This is a genomic window from Stenotrophomonas sp. 05N37 (assembly GCF_056397365.1).
Genome location: NZ_JBFTNG010000003.1, coordinates 249,963 through 266,382 on the forward strand (window position 1 = coordinate 249,963; position 16,420 = coordinate 266,382).

Here is a 16,420-nt window from a genome sequence, read left to right on the forward strand (position 1 = left end):
AGCCGATATTCTGCCAGCCCAGCCGCCGCCCTGCCCATCACGCCGGCCGGGCGGGCCGGAAGCGCCCCCGATGCCGCGGCGCCGACCGGGGCCGGCTCAGCCGGCCGGCTTGCAGTGGACCTTGATCGCCGCGTTGGCCAGGTCCTTCTGCGCACTGCGCTGTTCCGGGCTGAGGGGGCTGTCGGCCTTGCCGTCGCCGTTGGTGTCCTGCATCACTGCGCCCTGTCCGTTGAGCAGGGTCAGGTTGTTGCGTGCGGTGGTGCAATCGGCCGATTCGGCCGGCGCCTCGGCGACAGGCGCCGCGCGGGCCACCGGGGCGCGGGTGTCCACCTCGCGCGATTCGTACTTCTGGCCGGTCGGGGCCTTCTCCGAATACTGGGTCACGCCTTTGGCGTCCTTCCACTTGTAGACGGTTCCGGCAGTGGCCGAGGCGCTGGCGAGCAGCAGCAGGCAGCACAGCGAGGGCAGGGCACGCATGGCAACTCCGGGCATCAAGGTCAGGGGGGCGATTGCAGCATCCCGGCCGGGCGCTGGCAAGCCGGCGGCGACGGGCGGGTGCCCGGGCTGCCCCAAAGGCCACCGCACCCACTAAACTGGCCGCATGGATGAGATGAAACCCCCGCCGCGCAACCGCAGCATCTACCTGCTGCCCAACCTGTTCACCACCGCGGGCCTGTTCGCCGGCTTCTACGCGATCATCGCCGCGGCCAACGGCGACTTCGTCAATGCCGCCATCGCCGTGTTCGTGGCCGCGGTCATGGACGGCCTGGACGGCCGCGTGGCCCGGCTGACCGGCACCAGCAGCGAATTCGGCGTGCAGTACGACTCGCTGGCCGACCTGGTCAGCTTCGGCATGGCCCCGGCGCTGGTGATGTACCACTGGTCGCTGTCGTGGCTGAAGTTCGACGATCCGGTGATGGGCCGGGTCGGCTGGGCGGTGGCGTTCCTGTACGCGGCCTGCGCCGCCCTGCGCCTGGCCCGTTTCAATACCCAGGTCAGCGTGGTCGACAAGCGCTGGTTCATCGGCCTGGCCAGCCCGGCCGCGGCCGGGCTGATGATGTCCTTCGTCTGGGCCTTCGCCGATGGCAACCTGGGCTGGGACGGCAACCAGCTGCGCTACGTGGCCCTGGGCGTCACCCTGGTGGCGGCCTTGCTGATGGTCAGCCGGATCCGCTTCTGGAGCTTCAAGGGCAGCGGCCAGAAGGGCCCGCGCGCCGACCGTGTGCCGTTCCTGGCGTTGGCCCTGGTCCCGATCGCGATCGCGATCATGGTGATCGATCTGCCGCGCGTGTTGTTCGCGGTGGGCGTGGTCTACGCCCTGTCCGGGCCGGGTTTCTGGCTGTGGCAGCGGACCCGCAAGACGGCCGAGCCAAGCGCGTGAGCGAGACCGGCCTGCCGCCGCTGTGGTCGCCCGCGCAGCAGTCGTGGCTGCAGGCGATGGGCTATACGGTGTTCGTGGATGCCCAGGTCGACGAGGTGGCTGCCAGTGCACCGATCGAGCTCAGCGTGGCTGTTGCGCCGCCCGCGCCAGTGGCCGTGGTGGCCGCGCCTGACGCGGCGGCGGCGGCCCCGCCGCGGCGCAGCGCCGCACCGCCCAGCGAGCCGGTGGCCCCCGCCGCTGCGCCCCCTGCGCGCAGCGCCGCCCCCGGGCGCCGGACCGCGGTACGCATGCCCGATCGCCTGCAGATCGCGCTGCTGCGTGCCTCCGGCTGCAATCCGGCCGAGCCCGATACCCAGGCGCTGATGGCTGGCTGGAACCTGGACGAGCTGCGCGGCAATGCCGCGGCCAAGCGCGCGCTGTGGCCGCAACTGCGCGCGCTGCGCAAGCGGGGCCGTGCGTGAGCGCGGTGAGCTCGCCGCGTCCGGTCGCCCTGCGCGCCTTGCGCGAGGCCGACCTGGATGCGCTGATGCCGATCGAGCTGCGCGGGTATCCGTTCCCGTGGACGCGCGGCATCTTCGTGGACTGCCTGCGCGCCGGCTACCCGGCGCTGGCACTGGAAGAGGACGGCGTGCTGGTGGGGTACGGCGTGCTGAGCATCGCCGCCGACGAGGCGCACGTGCTCAACGTCTGCGTGGACACGCATACCCAATCGCGCGGCCTGGGGCGGTACCTGTTCCGCGCGCTGGTCAAGCTGGCGCGTGACCACGGTGCGCACCGCGTGTTCCTGGAAGTGCGCCCGTCCAACACCCCGGCGGTGGCGCTGTACCACAGCGAAGGCTTCAACGAGATCGGTCGACGCCCGCGCTACTACCCGGCCCGCGATGGGCGCGAGGATGCGCTGGTGATGGCCATGGAGCTGGTCGAGGACGACATCCAGACAATGCCGCCGCTCTGACGGCGCGTGCATCCCAGGCCGACACGCACCCGGTGGCGCCACCGTCATCGACCGTCGGGGGATTGCCGCAGCTGCGCTGCGGCAGCCGAGCATGGCTCGGCTCTACCATCGGCGTCTTGCTTCGCTGGATCTGCGTCTGATGGCCATGGAGCTGGTCGAGGACGACGTCCAGACAATGCCGCCGCTCTGACGGCGCGTGCCTCCCAGGCCGACACGCACCCGGTGGCGCCGCCGTCATCGACCGTCGGGGGATTGCCGCAGCTGCGCTGCGGCAGCCGAGCGTGGCTCGGCTCTACCATCGGCGTCTTGCTTCGCTGGATCTGCGTCTGATGGCCATGGAGCTGGTCGAGGACGACATCCAGACAATGCCGCCGCTCTGACGGCGCGTGCATCCCAGGCCGACACGCACCCGGTGGCGCCGCCGTCATCGCCCGTCGGAGGATTGCCGCAGCTGCGCTGCGGCAGCCGAGCATGGCTCGGCTCTACCATCGGCGTCTTGCTTCGCTGGATCTGCGTCCGGCGCTCGGCGGGTTGTGCGTGGTAATGGGTTATGCGAGCCTCACTACCGCTGCCCCCAGCACGATCAACCCCGCCGCGATCCAGCGCTGCCGGGTGACCCGCTCATGCAGGAGGAATGCCGAGATCAGGATGCCGAACAGGATCGAGGTCTCGCGCAGCGCGGATATCATCGCCACCGGGGCGACCGTCATCGCCCATAGCGCCAGCGCGTAGGAGGTGAGGGTGCCGACGCCGCCGACCACCCCGTAATGCCAGTTGGCACGTGCATACGTGCGCAGCGCGGCGGCACGCGTGCACAGCGCCCAGATCGGCAAGGGCAGGCCCGACAACAGGAACAGCCACAGCGTGTAGCTCAGCGCCGCTCCGGAGTGACGCGCGCCCCAGGCATCCACCAGCGTGTACGTGGCAATGACACCGGCGTTGAGCAGCGGCAACCACAGGTGATGGCGCGAGATGCCACGCGTCATGCAGAGGATGCCGGCGCAGATCAGCGCGATGCCGGCCCAGGCGATCCACGCCAGGCGTTCGCCAATGAACCATGTGCCCACCAGCGCGACGAGAAGCGGCGCGCAGCCACGCATCAGCGGGTATGACGCACTCATGTCGGTCAGCTGGTAGGTGCGGGCGACCAGCGCGTAGTAGATGACCTGTAGCGCGGTCGATGCCGCCAGCCACGGCCAACTCTGCGGTGCGGGGGCGGACAGGAACGGCAGGCCGATCGCAGCGAGGATCGCCGCCGAGCCGGTGACCAGGATCGTGGTCAGCAGCGTGTCGCGACCCCGTTTGACGATCGCGTTCCAGCTGGCATGCAACAGTGCCGCGAACAGCACGATGCAGAAGAGAGAAAGCGACATCGTGTCTGCGGACAGTCATTGCGTGGACGAACCCGCATGATGCCGCAGATGCGCGGGCATCGTATCGTCTGCCGCGCGCGCCGGCACCCTGTCCGCCATCGGCCCGGGTAGAGCCACCCCATGGGTGGCTGCACGTAGACCGGCCCGGGAGGCGCCACACATGGCGTGGCGCTATCCTCCAGCCGAGGCCCGCCTATCAGGTATCCGGGTAGAGCCACCCCATGGGTGGCTGCACGTAAACCGTGCTGGGAGGCGCCACGCATGGCGTGGCGCTACCCTCCAGCCGAGGCCCGCCTATCAGGTATCCGGTAGAGCCACCCCATGGGTGGCTGCACGTAGACCGGCCCGGGAGGCCGCCACGCATGGCGTGGCGCTATCCTCCAGCCGAGGCCCGCCTATCAGGTATCCGGGTAGAGCCACCCCATGGGTGGCTGCACGTAAACCGTGCTGGGAGGCGCCACGCATGGCGTGGCGCGCTGCTCCCGTGCTTACAGCTTGGCGCGCTGCTCGACCAGGCCGGCCAGCTGTGCGGTCCACTCGACCAGGCGCACGCGCTCCTGCTCGACCACCGCCGCCGGCACCTTGTCGGTGAACTTGGCCAGCTTGGTCTCGCTCTTTTCCTTCTCCGACTCCACCCGGGCGATTTCCTTGTCCAGGCGGGCGCGTTCGGCACCCAGGTCGACCAGCCCTTCCAGCGGCACCAGCAGCTTGAGCTCGCCGACGATCGCCGCCGCGGCCGGCGGCGCGCTGGCCGCGTCATCCAGCCACTGGATGCTCTCCAGCTTCAGCAGGAACGACAGCGACGCGCTGTAGCGCTGCACGCGCGCACGGTCCAGTTCCAGCCCGCCGAGCAGGCGCAGCGGGACCAGCCTGGAGGGCGCCACGTTGAGCTCGCTGCGGACGCGGCGCAGGGCGCTGATCGTCCCCTTCAGCCACTCCACGTCGGCCTCGGCCTGGGCGAAATCGCCCGCGAACTCGGCGGCCGTGGGGTAGGGGCGCAGCGACAGGGTGGCCTCGGCCAGGCCGAGGCGCGGGGCCACCTGCTGCCACAGCTGCTCGGTGATGAACGGGGTCAGCGGGTGCAGCAGGCGCAGCAGCGCTTCGAGCACGTACAGCAGGGTGTGGCGGGTGCTGTCGGCATCGGCGGCGTCGCCGGCGTTGAGCGCCGGCTTGCTCAGCTCCAGGAACCAGTCGCAGAACTCGTTCCAGGCGAACTCGTACAGGCACTGCGCCAGCAGGTCGAAGCGGTAGGTGGCGTAGTGGCCCTGCGCCTCGGCCGAGACCGCGGCCAGGCGCGCCAGGATCCAGCGTTCGGCATCGGTACGCGGCTTCGGCACGCCGGTGAAGCTGCTGCCCTCGGTGTTCATCAGGGTGAAGCGGCTGGCGTTCCACAGCTTGTTGCAGAAATTCTTGTAGCCCTCGGCGCGGTTCATGTCGAACTTGATGTCGCGGCCGTGGGTGGCCAGCGCGGCGATGGTGAAGCGCAGCGCATCGGCACCGTGGGCGATGATGCCCTCGGGGAATTCCTTGCGGGTCGCCTTCTCGATCTTCTCCACCATGCGCGGCTGCATCAGCCCGCCGGTGCGCTTGGCCACCAGGTCGTCGATGCTGATGCCGTCGATGATGTCCAGCGGGTCGAGCACGTTGCCCTTGCTCTTGGACATCTTCTGGCCCTGGCCATCGCGGATCAGGCCCGTGAAATAGACGTCCTTGAACGGGATCTTCCCGGTCAGGTTGTCGGTGGCCATGATCATGCGCGCCACCCAGAAGAAGATGATGTCGAAGCCGGTGACCAGCACCGACGACGGCAGGTAGCGGTCGAAGCCGCGCTCGGCCATCGCCTGCGCGTTGGGCCAGCCCAGGGTGGAGAACGGCCACAGCTGCGAGGAGAACCAGGTCTCCAGCACGTCGCTTTCCTGGCGCAGCACGACCTCGGCGCCGAGTGCGTTCTTCTCGCGCACCTCCACTTCGCTGCGGCCCACGTAGCAGGTGCCCGTCGCGGCATCGAACCACGCCGGAATGCGGTGGCCCCACCACAGCTGGCGGCTGATGCACCAATCCTGGATGTTGGCCATCCAGTGGCGATAGGTGTTGATCCAGTTCGGTGGCACGAAGCCGATCGCGCCCGGCTGCCCATCGGTGCCTTCGACGAGCTCCAGGCCACGCCGCGCCAGTTCGTCCATCTTCACGAACCACTGGTCGGTGAGGTACGGCTCGATCACCTGGCCCGTGCGGTCACCGCGGGGCACCTGCAGCTTGTGCGCCCTGGTCTCCACCAGGATGCCCAGGTCCTCCAGTTCGCCCAGCACGGCCTTGCGCGCCTCGTAGCGGTCCAGGCCCTGGAAGCGCTCCGGCGCGTTCTCGTTGATCGCCGCCACCGGGGTGAACAGGTTGATCATCGGCAGGTCGTGGCGCACGCCCACCTGGTAGTCGTTGAAGTCATGCGCGGGGGTGACCTTGACCACGCCGGTGCCGAACGCACGGTCGACGTAGTCGTCGGCGATCACCGGTACGCGGCGACCGGTCAGCGGCAGCACCACGTGCTTGCCGATCAGGTGCAGGTAGCGCTCGTCTTCGGGGTGCACCATCACCGCGGTGTCGCCCAGCAGGGTCTCCGGGCGGGTCGTGGCAACGACCAGGTAATCACGGGTTTCGCGCAGGGTTTCCACGCCATCGGCATCGCGCTCGACGTGCTCGTAGCTCAGCCCTTCGTCCAGCGTGTAGGCGATCGACCACAGGAAACCGTCTTCCTCGGCGCTCTCCACTTCCAGGTCGGAAATGGCGGTCTTCAGCACCGGGTCCCAGTTGACCAGGCGCTGGCCACGATAGATCAGGCCCTGTTCGTGCCAGCGCACGAAGGCTTCGATCACCGCTTCGGACGGTTGCGGGTCCATGGTGAAGGTGCTGCGCGACCAGTCGGCCGAGGTGCCGAGGCGGCGCATCTGGCGTTCGATGGTGTCGCCGGACTGCTGCTTCCACTCCCAGACCTTGCCGATGAAGCCTTCGCGGCCCAGCGAGTCACGGGTCTCGCCCTTGCCTTCGAGCGCCAAGTTGCGGCTGACCACCATCTCGGTGGCGATACCGGCGTGGTCGGTGCCCACCTGCCACAAGGTGTCGTAGCCGCGCATGCGGTGGTAACGCACCAGCGCGTCCATCAGGGTCTGCTGGAAGGCATGGCCCATGTGCAGCGTGCCGGTCACGTTCGGCGGCGGCAGCAGGATGGTGTACGGCTCGCCCTTGCCGGACGGCTTGAAATGGCCGGCCTTCTCCCACGAGTCGTACAACTCGGCTTCAAAGGAGGTGGGGTCGTAGCTGGAGGCGAGTTGGGTCATGCGGGAACCAGGATCGAAGACGGGAGATGGGGTTCCGGAAGATCAGCGGCCGAGGGCGCGCCGGATCTTCTGGTCGGTATGGAACTGCGAGACCGCATACGCGGCCCAGATGGCCGCGGGCAGCCAGCCGATCAGGGTGATCTGCAGGATCAGGCAGAGGATGCCTGCGAACGGGCGCCCGATGGTGAAGAAGGCGAACCAGGGAAAGATCAGGGCGATCAGCAGGCGCATCAAGGGCTCCGGTAGGCAGCGGCACCGCGGCGGGCGCCGCGCCGGTTACATGTCGTACTTGTTCAGGTCAAAGCCCAGGGCCTTGTACTGGCGCCAGCGCTCGCGCAGCGGTTCACGCGCTTCCGGGTCGGCCGGCACCACTTCCAGCACGCGGTCACACTCGGCCAGGTAGGGGTCGTCGCGCAGGTTGATCACCAGCGGACGCGCCGGGGCCGGGGTGCCGGGCACGGCGATCAGCACCAGGGCCTCTTCCTCGTCCATGTCTTCGCCGGCAATCTGATGCGGGATGTAGGCATCGTTGTCGAATGCCCACAGCAGCTCGTCCAGCTCCTCGGCCTGGGCCTGGTCGCGTGCCAGCACCAGGGTGAACAGCCCGGCGTCATTGGCCTTGCGGGCCAGCTCGCAGACCAGGCGCAGGGGCTCGGTGAGGAAGCGGGGCTTGGCGATCAGGTAGAAATCAGCACGGGACATGGGCAGGCCAGGAACGGAGGGAAAGGCCCGGCGCGGGCCGGGCAGGACCGCGGCCGCCGTGCGGCGGCCGCGATCGGGACAGCATCAGGCGCGGGCGGCCTGGTCCAGCAGCCACTGGCTCAGCAGGCCGACCGGGCGACCGGTGGCCATGCCCCGCTTGCCTTCGTCGCTGGCGACGCCGGCGATGTCCAGGTGGGCCCAGCGCTGGCCGTCGGTGAAGCGCGACAGGAAGCAGCCGGCGGTGATGGCGCCGGCCCAGCGGCCGCCGATGTTGTAGACGTCGGCGAAGGTCGAATCCAGCATCGGCTGGTACTCGTCCCACAGCGGCATGCGCCAGGCGCGGTCGAACACGTGCTCGCCGGCGGCCAGCAGTTCGTTGGCCAGGTCGTCGTGCTTGGTCATCAGGCCGGCGGTCTGGTGGCCCAGGGCGACCACGCAGGCGCCGGTCAGGGTGGCCACGTCGACCAGCGCGGCCGGCTCGAAGCGCTGCGCGTAGGTGAGCGCGTCGCACAGGATCAGGCGGCCTTCGGCGTCGGTGTTGCCCACTTCGATGGTCTTGCCCGACATCGAGGTGATCACGTCCGAGGGACGGTAGGCATTGCCGTCGATGGCGTTCTCGACCGCCGGCACCACCACCACCAGGTTCAGCGGCAGCCTGGCGGTGACCGCCGCGACGAAGGTGCCGATGACGTTGGCGCCACCGCACATGTCGTACTTCATCTCTTCGATGCCGCCCTGGGTCTTCAGGTTGACGCCACCGGTATCGAAGGTGATGCCCTTGCCGACCAGCACGTAGGGCTTGGCGTCGCCGCCGTTGCGCCACTTCAGCACGATCATGCGCGGGCGGTTGGCCGAGCCGCGGGCCACGGCCAGCAGCGAGCCCATGCCCAGCGCTTCCATCTGCGCCTCGTCCAGGATCTCCGCCTCGGCACCGTCATGGGCCTGGGCGAAGGCGACGGACGACTCGGCCAGGTAGGCCGGGGTGCAGACGTTCGGCGGCAGGTTGCCCAGCTCGCGGGCGTACTGCACGCCGGCGGCGATGGCCTGGCCCTGGGCCAGGGCCTCGGTGTCGCTGCCAGCGACCGCCAGGGTGGTCAGGCCGGGTTCGTCGACCTTCTTCTTGCCCAGCGTGGCGCTGTAGCGGTAGGCGGCGTGGTCGGCGGTGATGATCGCCTGGCGGATGTTCCAGGCCGCATCACGGCCCTTGACCTCCAGCTCGCTCAGGGTGAACAGCGCGTGGTGGTTGACCCCGGCCTTGAGCGCGCGGCTGGCATCGCCCACCGCCTTGAGGTACTGCGGCACGCCGAACTTGGCCGGCTCGCCCAGCCCGACCACCAGCACGCGCGGAGCGGTCACGCCCGGCAGGTCGTGCAGCAGCGTGGTGTTGCCGGTCTTGCCGCCGACGTCGCCGCGGGCCAGCAGGGCCGACAGGCGACCCCCGGCGGCGGTGTCCAGGGCCTGCGCCGCCGGGCTCAGGGTCTGGTCGGCGAAGGCGCCGACGATGACGCAATCGAACGCGGCCGAGGCCGGCGCTGCGTGGTTCAGGGTGAATTCCAGGGCCATTGATCAGATTCCGTTGGCAAATCCGTACAATCGCGAGCTGTTTACGTCCCGTCAGTAGACTGGGCAGCACCGCGAACGAATCCGAGAGTTTAAACCACCGCCCCATGTCGAAGCTCGATCGCTATCTCCTGCGTGATTTCGTCCAGAGTTTCCTGGCCACCCTCATCGTATTGCTGGTGGTGAGCGTCGGCGGTGTCCTGGTGGACATCCTCGGCAACATCGCCGATGGCCGGCTGCCCGCCCGCCTGCTGTTCTCCCAGCTGGGCCTGCAGTTCATCGTGTACATGCCGCTGATCCTGCCCCTGGCGCTGATGCTGGGCCTGCTGCTGGCCACGGCCCGCCTGTACCGGGACTCGGAAATGGCGGTGCTGACCGCCATCGGGGTGGGGCCCAAGCGGCTGCTGCGCCCGGTGCTGATGCTGGTGCTGCCGGTGGTGGCCCTGATCGGGCTGTGCTCGCTGTGGCTGGGGCCGTGGGCCGACCGCACCGGCGAGACCATGATCGAGGAGGCCAACCGCAGCGTGGTCATGGCCGGGCTGGAGTCGGGCAAGTTCACCACGCTGCCCAACGGCGGGGTGGTCTACCTGTCCTCGGTGTCGCCCGATGGCACACAGCTGGGCAAGGTGTTCATGCAGCGCCAGAAGGACGACCGCATCGAGGTGGTCTCGGCCGACCGCGGCCGGATGTTCTTCGAGGGCGCCCGCCAACGCTATCTGGAGCTGGAAGATGGCCACCAGGTGGAAGGGCCGGCCGCCGGCGCGCTGGACTACCGCCTGATGACCTTCGCGCGCAACGACGTGGCCATGCCCGACGGCGCCGATACCCGCGAGAAGGACGACCCGGAGCTGCTGCCGACCAGCCGGCTGTTCGGCGATGAACGTCCGGCCGCGCAGGCGCAGCTGCATTCGCGGATCACCCCGCCGCTGATCGCGCTGGCCTTCGCGCTGATGACCCTGCCGCTGGCGCGCAGCTCGCCGCGGCAACAGCGCTACGGCCGCATGATGCTGGCCTTCCTGGCCTACATGGTGGGCATGAACCTGATGTTCATCGGCACGCGCTGGATCGCCGATGGCAAATTGTCCGGCAGCGTCGGACTGTGGTGGCTGAGCCTGCCACTGCTGGCGCTGGCGATCTGGATGTACCTGCGTGATGGCAAGCTGTCGCGCCCGCGGAGGACCGCATGAAGCTTCGCCCGATGCGGTTTGACGTTTACCTGGGCCGGGCGGTGTTCAGCACCGTGCTGCTGACCTGGGCGGTGCTGGTGGGCCTGGACGTGGTGATGGCCTTCTCCGGCGAGTTCAAGGACGTGGGCAAGGGCAGCTATACGCTGGGCCATGCGGCGGCCTGGGTGCTGTACACGGTGCCGCGCCGGGCCTACACCTTCTTCCCGACGGCGGCGGTGATCGGCTCGCTGATGGGCCTGGGCCAGCTGGCGGCGACCTCCGAGTTGACCGCGCTGCGCGCGCTGGGCCTGTCGCGCAAGCGTCTGAGCGCATCGGTGGCGATCGCGCTGTCGTTGCTGACGGCGGTGATGGTGTTCAGCGGCGAGACGCTGGCGCCGTGGGCGCAGAGCCGTGCCGACGACATCAAGATGAGCGCCAAGTGGGGCAACAGCATGGCCGTGGCGCGTTACTCGGGCGTCTGGGCGCGCGAGGGCGATACGTTCCTCAATGCCGGCGCGGGCGATGAGCAGCTGTTGCCCGGTGGCGGGACCAAGCTGGTGCTGCGCGACGTGCGCCTGTACAAGATCGGCGACGATGGCCGGCTTGCCTCGTTGACCTATGCCGGGTCGGCCGAGCATGGCAGTGATGGCTGGGTGCTGAAGAAAGTGCGCCGGGATACCTTTGGCGAGCGTTCGGCCACGCGTGAAACGGTCGAGTCCGAGCCGTGGAATTCACGGCTGGATGCGGCGGCGCTGGCCAGCGGCATATCCAAGCCGCGCAACCTGACCGCGATGGACCTGCGCACCAGCATCGAGTACCGCAAGCGCAACGGGCTGGATGCGCGCGATTACGAGGACATCTACTGGAGCCGCTGGTTCTACCCGGTCAACGTGCTGGCGCTGTGCCTGGCGGCGGTGCCGTTCGCCTTCGGCTCGCTGCGCAGCGGCGGCATGGGCAAGCGCCTGTTCCTGGGCATCCTGTTCGCACTGGGCTTCTGGCTGCTGCAGTTGTTCTTCGGGCGCATGGCCGGCGCGCTGAAGTTCGATTACCGGATTGCCTACGCGCTGCCACCGATCGTGATGCTGGCGGTGTCGGGGATGCTGTTCCGACGCAAGTCCGGATGAGGCCGGGCTGATCCCGGCGGCGCGATCAGCGCTTGGGCAGGCGCCGGATCCGGGTGCCGCTGGCACGGTCATGCCACGCCAGCCGGTGGCGGTCGATCAATGCCCACCACAGGCCGAGGCCCCCGAGCAGGACCGAGAGCGTGCCCACCGCATACCGCAGCCACAGCTGCCGGCGGGTCGGGGCGCTGCCATCGGGGTTGACCACCTGCAGCCGCCACGGGCGCATGCCCAGGGTCTGGCCGCCGCGGCGCCAGCTGAGCGTGGCGTACACACCGGTGACGATCCAGCAGCACAGCCAGAGCAGCCATTGCAGGGCGCTGAAGGCCGGGATGTTCTCGCGTTCGGCATGGCCGGACAGCGTATAGGCCACGGTGAACAGGGTGCCGACCAGCATCCACAGCGCCAGTGCCGGGAACAGGTCGTAGAGCAGGGCCAGCAGGCGCCACAGCAGCAGGCTGGCGGGGCGGTCGGTGCGCGCGGCGGGAGCGGGGGTGGTGGCCATCGGCCGAGCATACCTGTGCATCGGCGCGGCTTCGATGGCCGCGGCCGGCGTCGCTCCGTATGCTGGCGGCATGTCCGATGCCTCCACTCCCGCGCTGCGCCGCCAGTTGGTCCAGCAGCTTCCGCCGTTGCGCGATGACGACAACATCCTGATCCAGCGTTTCCTCGATGCGATCTGGGCCGAGCATGGCCTGGCGCGGGCCAGCCTGGACAGCTATCGGCGCGATCTGGAAGGGGTGGCGCGCTGGCGCGATGGGGCGGGCGGCGGGCTGGGGGCAATCGACCGCGCGGGGTTGTTCGACTACCTGGCCTGGCGGGCGCGGCATGGCTGGTCGCCGCGCAGCAACGCACGGCTGTTGTCGGCGCTGCGCGCGTTCTTCGCCGATGCGGTGCGCCGCGGTCAGCGCAACGAGGACCCCAGCGCCCTGCTGGATCCGCCGCAGTTGCCCCGCCTGCTGCCCAAGGCCCTGGCCGAGAGCCAGATCGACGCGCTGCTGGGCGCACCTGACGTGGAGACGCCCCTGGGCCTGCGCGACCGGGCGATGCTGGAGCTGATGTACGCGGCCGGCTTGCGGGTCAGCGAACTGGTGCAGTTGCCGGCCAACGCGGTCAACCTGCGCCAGGGCGTGCTGCGGGTGACCGGCAAGGGCAGCAAGGAGCGGCTGGTGCCGCTGGGCGAGGAGTCGCAGCACTGGCTGGAACGTTATCTGGCCGAGTCGCGGCCGTTGCTGGCCGGCAAGCGGGCGGTGCCGGTGGCCGCCGATGGCGCGGTGCCGATGTTCCTGGCCCCCTCGCTGGAGCCGCTCAGCCGCCAGCAGTTCTGGGGACTGGTCAAGAAGTACGCGGTGCTGGCCGGGATCGACCCGGTGCGGATCAGTCCGCATGGGTTGCGCCACAGCTTCGCCACCCATCTGCTCAACCGCGGCGCGGACCTGCGCGCGCTGCAGATGCTGCTGGGGCACAGTTCGCTGTCCACCACCCAGATCTACACCCTGGTGGCGCGTGAACACCTGCAGAAGCTGCACGCCAAGCACCACCCACGGGGCTGAGTGCGGTGGCGGGAGCCGCTGCACGTCACTGTTCCGTCGCGGTCCAGCTGCGGCGCCGGGTGGCTGTGCGAGAATCAGCGCTACCTTCTTTCCCCCCGGATCGCTCGATGCTCCGTGTTGCCTTTGCCGCGCTCCTCGGCGCGCTCAGCCTGACTGCCTGTGCGCAGCAGCCCTCCGCTCCGGCCGCCAGCAAGGGCGCCGCGGCCCCGGCCAGCACGGCCGCCTCGGCCGGCGGCACTGCCGACCAGCGCGTGCGCAGCGCGCTGCTGACCCTGGACCCGAAGTTCCAGCCGGACTTCATCGGTGCAGCGCCGTTCCCCGGCTTCCGCGAAGTGCTGGTTGGCGGCCAGGTGCTGTACGTGTCCGATGACGGGCGCTACCTGATGCAGTCCCAGCCCTACGACATCCAGAACAAGGCGCCGGTGAGCAGTGCGGGCCTGCTGTCCTACCGCCAGAAGCTGCTGGCAAAGGTGCCGCGAAGCGAGCGCATCGTATTCGCCGCGCCCAATGCCAAGTACACGGTCAGCGTGTTCACCGATATCGAGTGCGGCTACTGCCGCAAGCTGCACCAGGACATCGCCGAGCTCAACCGCAACGGGATCAGCGTGGAATACCTCGCCTTCCCGCGCATGGGCCTGGGCAGCCAGGACTACACCGACATGATCTCGGTGTGGTGTGCCGACGACCGCAAGCAGGCGTTGACCGCGGCCAAGACCGGCAAGCCGGTCGCGCCGAAGAACTGCACCAACCCGGTGGCCATGCAGTACACGCTGGGCCAGCAGATCGGCGTCAACGGCACCCCGGCGATCTTCGCCGCCGATGGCACCCAGCTCGGTGGCTACGTCCCGCCGGCGCAGATGAAGGCCGCGCTGGAGCGGATCTCCGCCGGCGGCAGCCGCTGAAACCAACAACGCCCCGGCATGGCCGGGGCGTTGTCGTTACGGGGTAGGCCCGGTCAGGGGCCGGCGCCCGGTCAGTTCAGGCCGTCGCTGACCGCCTTGGTCAGCGTGCCCTGCGCATCATCGCCGCTGAACTCCCAGAAGAACGCGCCGCCCAGCCCCTGGGCCTTCACGTAGCCCATCTTCTCGGTGACCATCGCCGGGGTGTCGAAGCTCCAGAAGGTGGTGCCGTTGGAGATCCACGTGGCCTTGGCGACGGTGTCGGTATAGCCCGGCCAGGCCAGGTTCTTGAGCACCTTCCAGTCTTCGATGCCGGCCTCGTAAGTGCCCGGCGCCGCGCCGCTGGCGCTCTTGTACAGGCCGTTGTTGCCACTGGCCACGCCCGTCCAGCCACGCCCGTAATAGCCGATGCCGAGGTTCAACTTGGACGCCGGCACACCGCGGCTGAGGAAGGCCTCCATCGCATCGTTGCTGTTGTAGAGCTTCTGGTCACCGGTGGACGGATCGGCCGGGGAGTCGAACAGCGCCGAGTGATGGTTGGTCTGCGGGTCCCACGCACCGTGGAAGTCGTAGGTCATCACGTTGATGAAGTCCAGGTACGGGTGGTACGCGGCCGGGTCGGTCACGCGCACCTTGTCGATGCCCGCGCCCACCGCCACCGTCAGCAACAACCCCGGACGCACCGCATCGAGCTGGCGGCGGAACTCGGCCAGCAGCGCGGTGTAGTTGGCGTTGTCGGCCGGGGTGCCGCAGCTCAGCCCGCAGGCCACCGGGTATTCCCAGTCGATGTCGATGCCGTCGAACACGCCCGCCGCCGCGCCCACGCCACCGGCGCCGTCGGTGACCGGCAGGTTGCCCTTGATGTAGGCATCGATGCACGAGGCCACGAAGGCCTGGCGGTTGGCCGGCTGTGCCGCGCTGGAGAAGCCGCGCGACCAGGTCCAGCCGCCCAGCGAGATCAGCACCTTCACGTTCGGGTGCTTGGCCTTGAGCTGCTTGAGCTGGTTCCAGTTGCCACGCAGCGGCTGGTCCCAGGTATCGGCGCCACCGCTCACGCTCTCGCCGGCACCGAAGGCCTTGGTGTAATCGGCGAAGGCATCCCCGCCCACGCCCGTGTTCGGGTCCGAGGCCTGGGTGACGCCCACTTCGCAGCGGTTGTTGCGCACGTTGCCGAAGGCGTAGTTGATGTGGGTCAGGCGTGCGGCCGAGCCACTGGTGTCGATGTTCTTGACCCGGTAGTTGCGCCCGTAGATGCCCCACTGGGTGAAGTAGCCGATCACCCGCTTGGCGCCGCCACCGCCGCCGCCGGCCGAGGTGGTCACGCTGATCGCGCCGCTCTGTGCCGAGGCGTTGCCGGCGTTGTCGCGCGCACGCACGGTGTAGGTGTAGGCGGTGCTGGCGGTGAGGCCGCCATCGGTGTACTGGGTGGCGCTGGGCGAGCCGACCAGGCTGCCGTTGCGGTACACGTCGTAGCCGGCCACGCCGCTGCCGCCGCTGTTGTCGGTGGCCGCACTCCAGGCCAGGTTGACCGTGGTGGCGGTCTTCGACGGCGCAGCCAGCCCGCCGGGGACGCTGGGTGGGGTGGTGTCGTTGCTGGCCGCGGTGACGGTCACGCTCACCGTGGCCGAGGAGGTCACGGCGTTGTTGTTGTCGGTGGCCACCGCCTTGAAGGTGTGGCTGCCGGCGCTCGCGTTGGTCCACGTCACGCTGTACGGCGCACTGGTGTCGATGCCCAGCGAGGTGCCGCCGCGGAAGAACTCCACCTTGCTCACGGTGCCATCGCTGTCGCTGGCGTTGGCACTGACGGTGATGCTGCTGCCGGCGCTGAAGCTGGCCCCGGCACTGGGTGAGGTCAGGCTGACGCTGGGCGGCTGGTTGCTGCCGCTGCCATCGCAGGCGCCGAGGTTGGTGTAGTACGGCGCACCGGCCGGGTGGTCGGGCGGGGCGTTCCAGATGTCCTGGTTGGCCCGGTACAGCACGCCGCCCTTCTGCAGGGTGGTGCCGGAGAGGTAGATCACCGCCGGGTTCCATTCCGGCGCGCCGGTACAGTTGGCGGCCAGCGCGAGGGTGGGCGTGGTGGCCGCCGTGGCCAGGGCCAGGGCCAGCAACCAGCGTTTGCGGCGGCCCGCCGCATGGAGGGATATCGATGTCACCGCACTGCGCATCATCGGGTCAGGCATGGTCTTACTCCGATCTAGTGATGGGCGCGGGCCGCCGGGTGGGGCGGCCCGCGTGCAGCAGGTCCGGGCGCCGGGGAGAGGCCGGCAACAGCAGGGGGCGGACAAGGACCTGGCCGTGGGCCAGGTGGTGATAACGTTGTCATGCATTCCCGGATCAATCCGTGAGCCAGCGCAAGGTTCGGCCGTGAAGACCGGGCC

15 protein-coding genes are annotated in these 16,420 nt (G+C 69.2%); 7 read left to right on the forward strand and 8 right to left on the reverse strand.

Annotated features, from left to right (window positions below; genetic code table 11):
• Positions 1 to 96: 96 nt before the first annotated feature.
• Entirely contained in the window at positions 97 to 477 is a 381-nt protein-coding gene (locus tag AC1DGC_RS11745; protein ID WP_259207052.1) for a DUF4124 domain-containing protein, read from the reverse strand.
• A gap of 124 nt (positions 478 to 601) precedes the next feature.
• On the opposite strand from AC1DGC_RS11745, the gene pssA reads away from it, so the two are divergent.
• From pssA to rimI, 3 genes are read left to right on the forward strand one after another with little or no spacing between them, the layout of a single operon-like run.
• The gene (gene pssA, locus AC1DGC_RS11750; RefSeq protein WP_259207048.1) at positions 602 to 1,381 is read left to right on the forward strand and encodes a CDP-diacylglycerol--serine O-phosphatidyltransferase; all 780 of its coding nucleotides are present in this window, start codon (positions 602 to 604) and stop codon (positions 1,379 to 1,381) included.
• Between the two features lie 56 nt (positions 1,382 to 1,437).
• A complete protein-coding gene (locus AC1DGC_RS11755; RefSeq protein WP_478048002.1) occupies positions 1,438 to 1,842 on the forward strand; it encodes a hypothetical protein in 405 nt (134 codons plus the stop codon).
• Positions 1,839 to 2,336, forward strand: a complete 498-nt coding sequence (gene rimI / locus AC1DGC_RS11760; RefSeq protein WP_259207046.1) for a ribosomal protein S18-alanine N-acetyltransferase — start codon at positions 1,839 to 1,841, stop codon at positions 2,334 to 2,336. Before AC1DGC_RS11755 ends, rimI begins: the two co-directional genes overlap by 4 nt.
• A 548-nt stretch (positions 2,337 to 2,884) precedes the next feature.
• Here the strand turns inward: rimI and AC1DGC_RS11765 are convergent.
• From AC1DGC_RS11765 to AC1DGC_RS11785, 5 genes are all read right to left on the reverse strand, one after another.
• Complete coding sequence (locus tag AC1DGC_RS11765; RefSeq protein WP_394163815.1) at positions 2,885 to 3,709, reverse strand: EamA family transporter; 825 nt, start codon at positions 3,707 to 3,709, stop codon at positions 2,885 to 2,887.
• Between the two features lie 488 nt (positions 3,710 to 4,197).
• Positions 4,198 to 7,041 carry a valine--tRNA ligase gene (locus AC1DGC_RS11770; RefSeq protein ID WP_478047922.1) on the reverse strand — a complete coding sequence of 948 codons (2,844 nt, stop codon included), beginning with the start codon at positions 7,039 to 7,041 and terminating at the stop codon, positions 4,198 to 4,200.
• A 42-nt stretch (positions 7,042 to 7,083) separates the two neighbouring features.
• Complete coding sequence (locus AC1DGC_RS11775; protein ID WP_259207041.1) at positions 7,084 to 7,272, reverse strand: YqaE/Pmp3 family membrane protein; 189 nt, start codon at positions 7,270 to 7,272, stop codon at positions 7,084 to 7,086.
• A gap of 45 nt (positions 7,273 to 7,317) precedes the next feature.
• The gene (locus AC1DGC_RS11780; protein ID WP_259207039.1) at positions 7,318 to 7,743 is read right to left on the reverse strand and encodes a DNA polymerase III subunit chi; all 426 of its coding nucleotides are present in this window, start codon (positions 7,741 to 7,743) and stop codon (positions 7,318 to 7,320) included.
• A gap of 84 nt (positions 7,744 to 7,827) precedes the next feature.
• The gene (locus tag AC1DGC_RS11785) at positions 7,828 to 9,306 is read right to left on the reverse strand and encodes a leucyl aminopeptidase (RefSeq protein ID WP_394163817.1); all 1,479 of its coding nucleotides are present in this window, start codon (positions 9,304 to 9,306) and stop codon (positions 7,828 to 7,830) included.
• Between the two features lie 104 nt (positions 9,307 to 9,410).
• Between AC1DGC_RS11785 and lptF the strand changes: the two genes are divergently transcribed.
• Both lptF and lptG read left to right on the forward strand, forming a co-directional pair.
• Positions 9,411 to 10,490, forward strand: coding sequence for an LPS export ABC transporter permease LptF (gene lptF / locus AC1DGC_RS11790; protein WP_259207035.1), 1,080 nt, complete (start codon positions 9,411 to 9,413; stop codon positions 10,488 to 10,490).
• Entirely contained in the window at positions 10,487 to 11,593 is a 1,107-nt protein-coding gene (gene lptG / locus AC1DGC_RS11795) for an LPS export ABC transporter permease LptG (RefSeq protein WP_259207033.1), read from the forward strand. Before lptF ends, lptG begins: the two co-directional genes overlap by 4 nt.
• Positions 11,594 to 11,618: 25 nt before the next feature.
• On the opposite strand, the gene AC1DGC_RS11800 is transcribed toward lptG, so the two are convergent.
• Positions 11,619 to 12,095 carry an RDD family protein gene (locus AC1DGC_RS11800; RefSeq protein WP_478047923.1) on the reverse strand — a complete coding sequence of 159 codons (477 nt, stop codon included), beginning with the start codon at positions 12,093 to 12,095 and terminating at the stop codon, positions 11,619 to 11,621.
• A 70-nt stretch (positions 12,096 to 12,165) separates the two neighbouring features.
• Between AC1DGC_RS11800 and xerD the strand changes: the two genes are divergently transcribed.
• Together xerD and AC1DGC_RS11810 are read left to right on the forward strand one after the other, a co-directional pair.
• Complete coding sequence (xerD, locus tag AC1DGC_RS11805) at positions 12,166 to 13,143, forward strand: site-specific tyrosine recombinase XerD (RefSeq protein ID WP_259207029.1); 978 nt, start codon at positions 12,166 to 12,168, stop codon at positions 13,141 to 13,143.
• Positions 13,144 to 13,250: 107 nt separating this feature from the next.
• Positions 13,251 to 14,045 (forward strand): thioredoxin fold domain-containing protein, encoded by a 795-nt coding sequence (locus tag AC1DGC_RS11810; RefSeq protein ID WP_259207028.1) that lies wholly within the window; start codon positions 13,251 to 13,253, stop codon positions 14,043 to 14,045.
• A gap of 71 nt (positions 14,046 to 14,116) precedes the next feature.
• On the opposite strand, the gene AC1DGC_RS11815 is transcribed toward AC1DGC_RS11810, so the two are convergent.
• Entirely contained in the window at positions 14,117 to 16,222 is a 2,106-nt protein-coding gene (locus AC1DGC_RS11815) for a glycosyl hydrolase family 18 protein (protein WP_259207025.1), read from the reverse strand.
• Between the last annotated feature and the right edge of the window lie 198 nt (positions 16,223 to 16,420).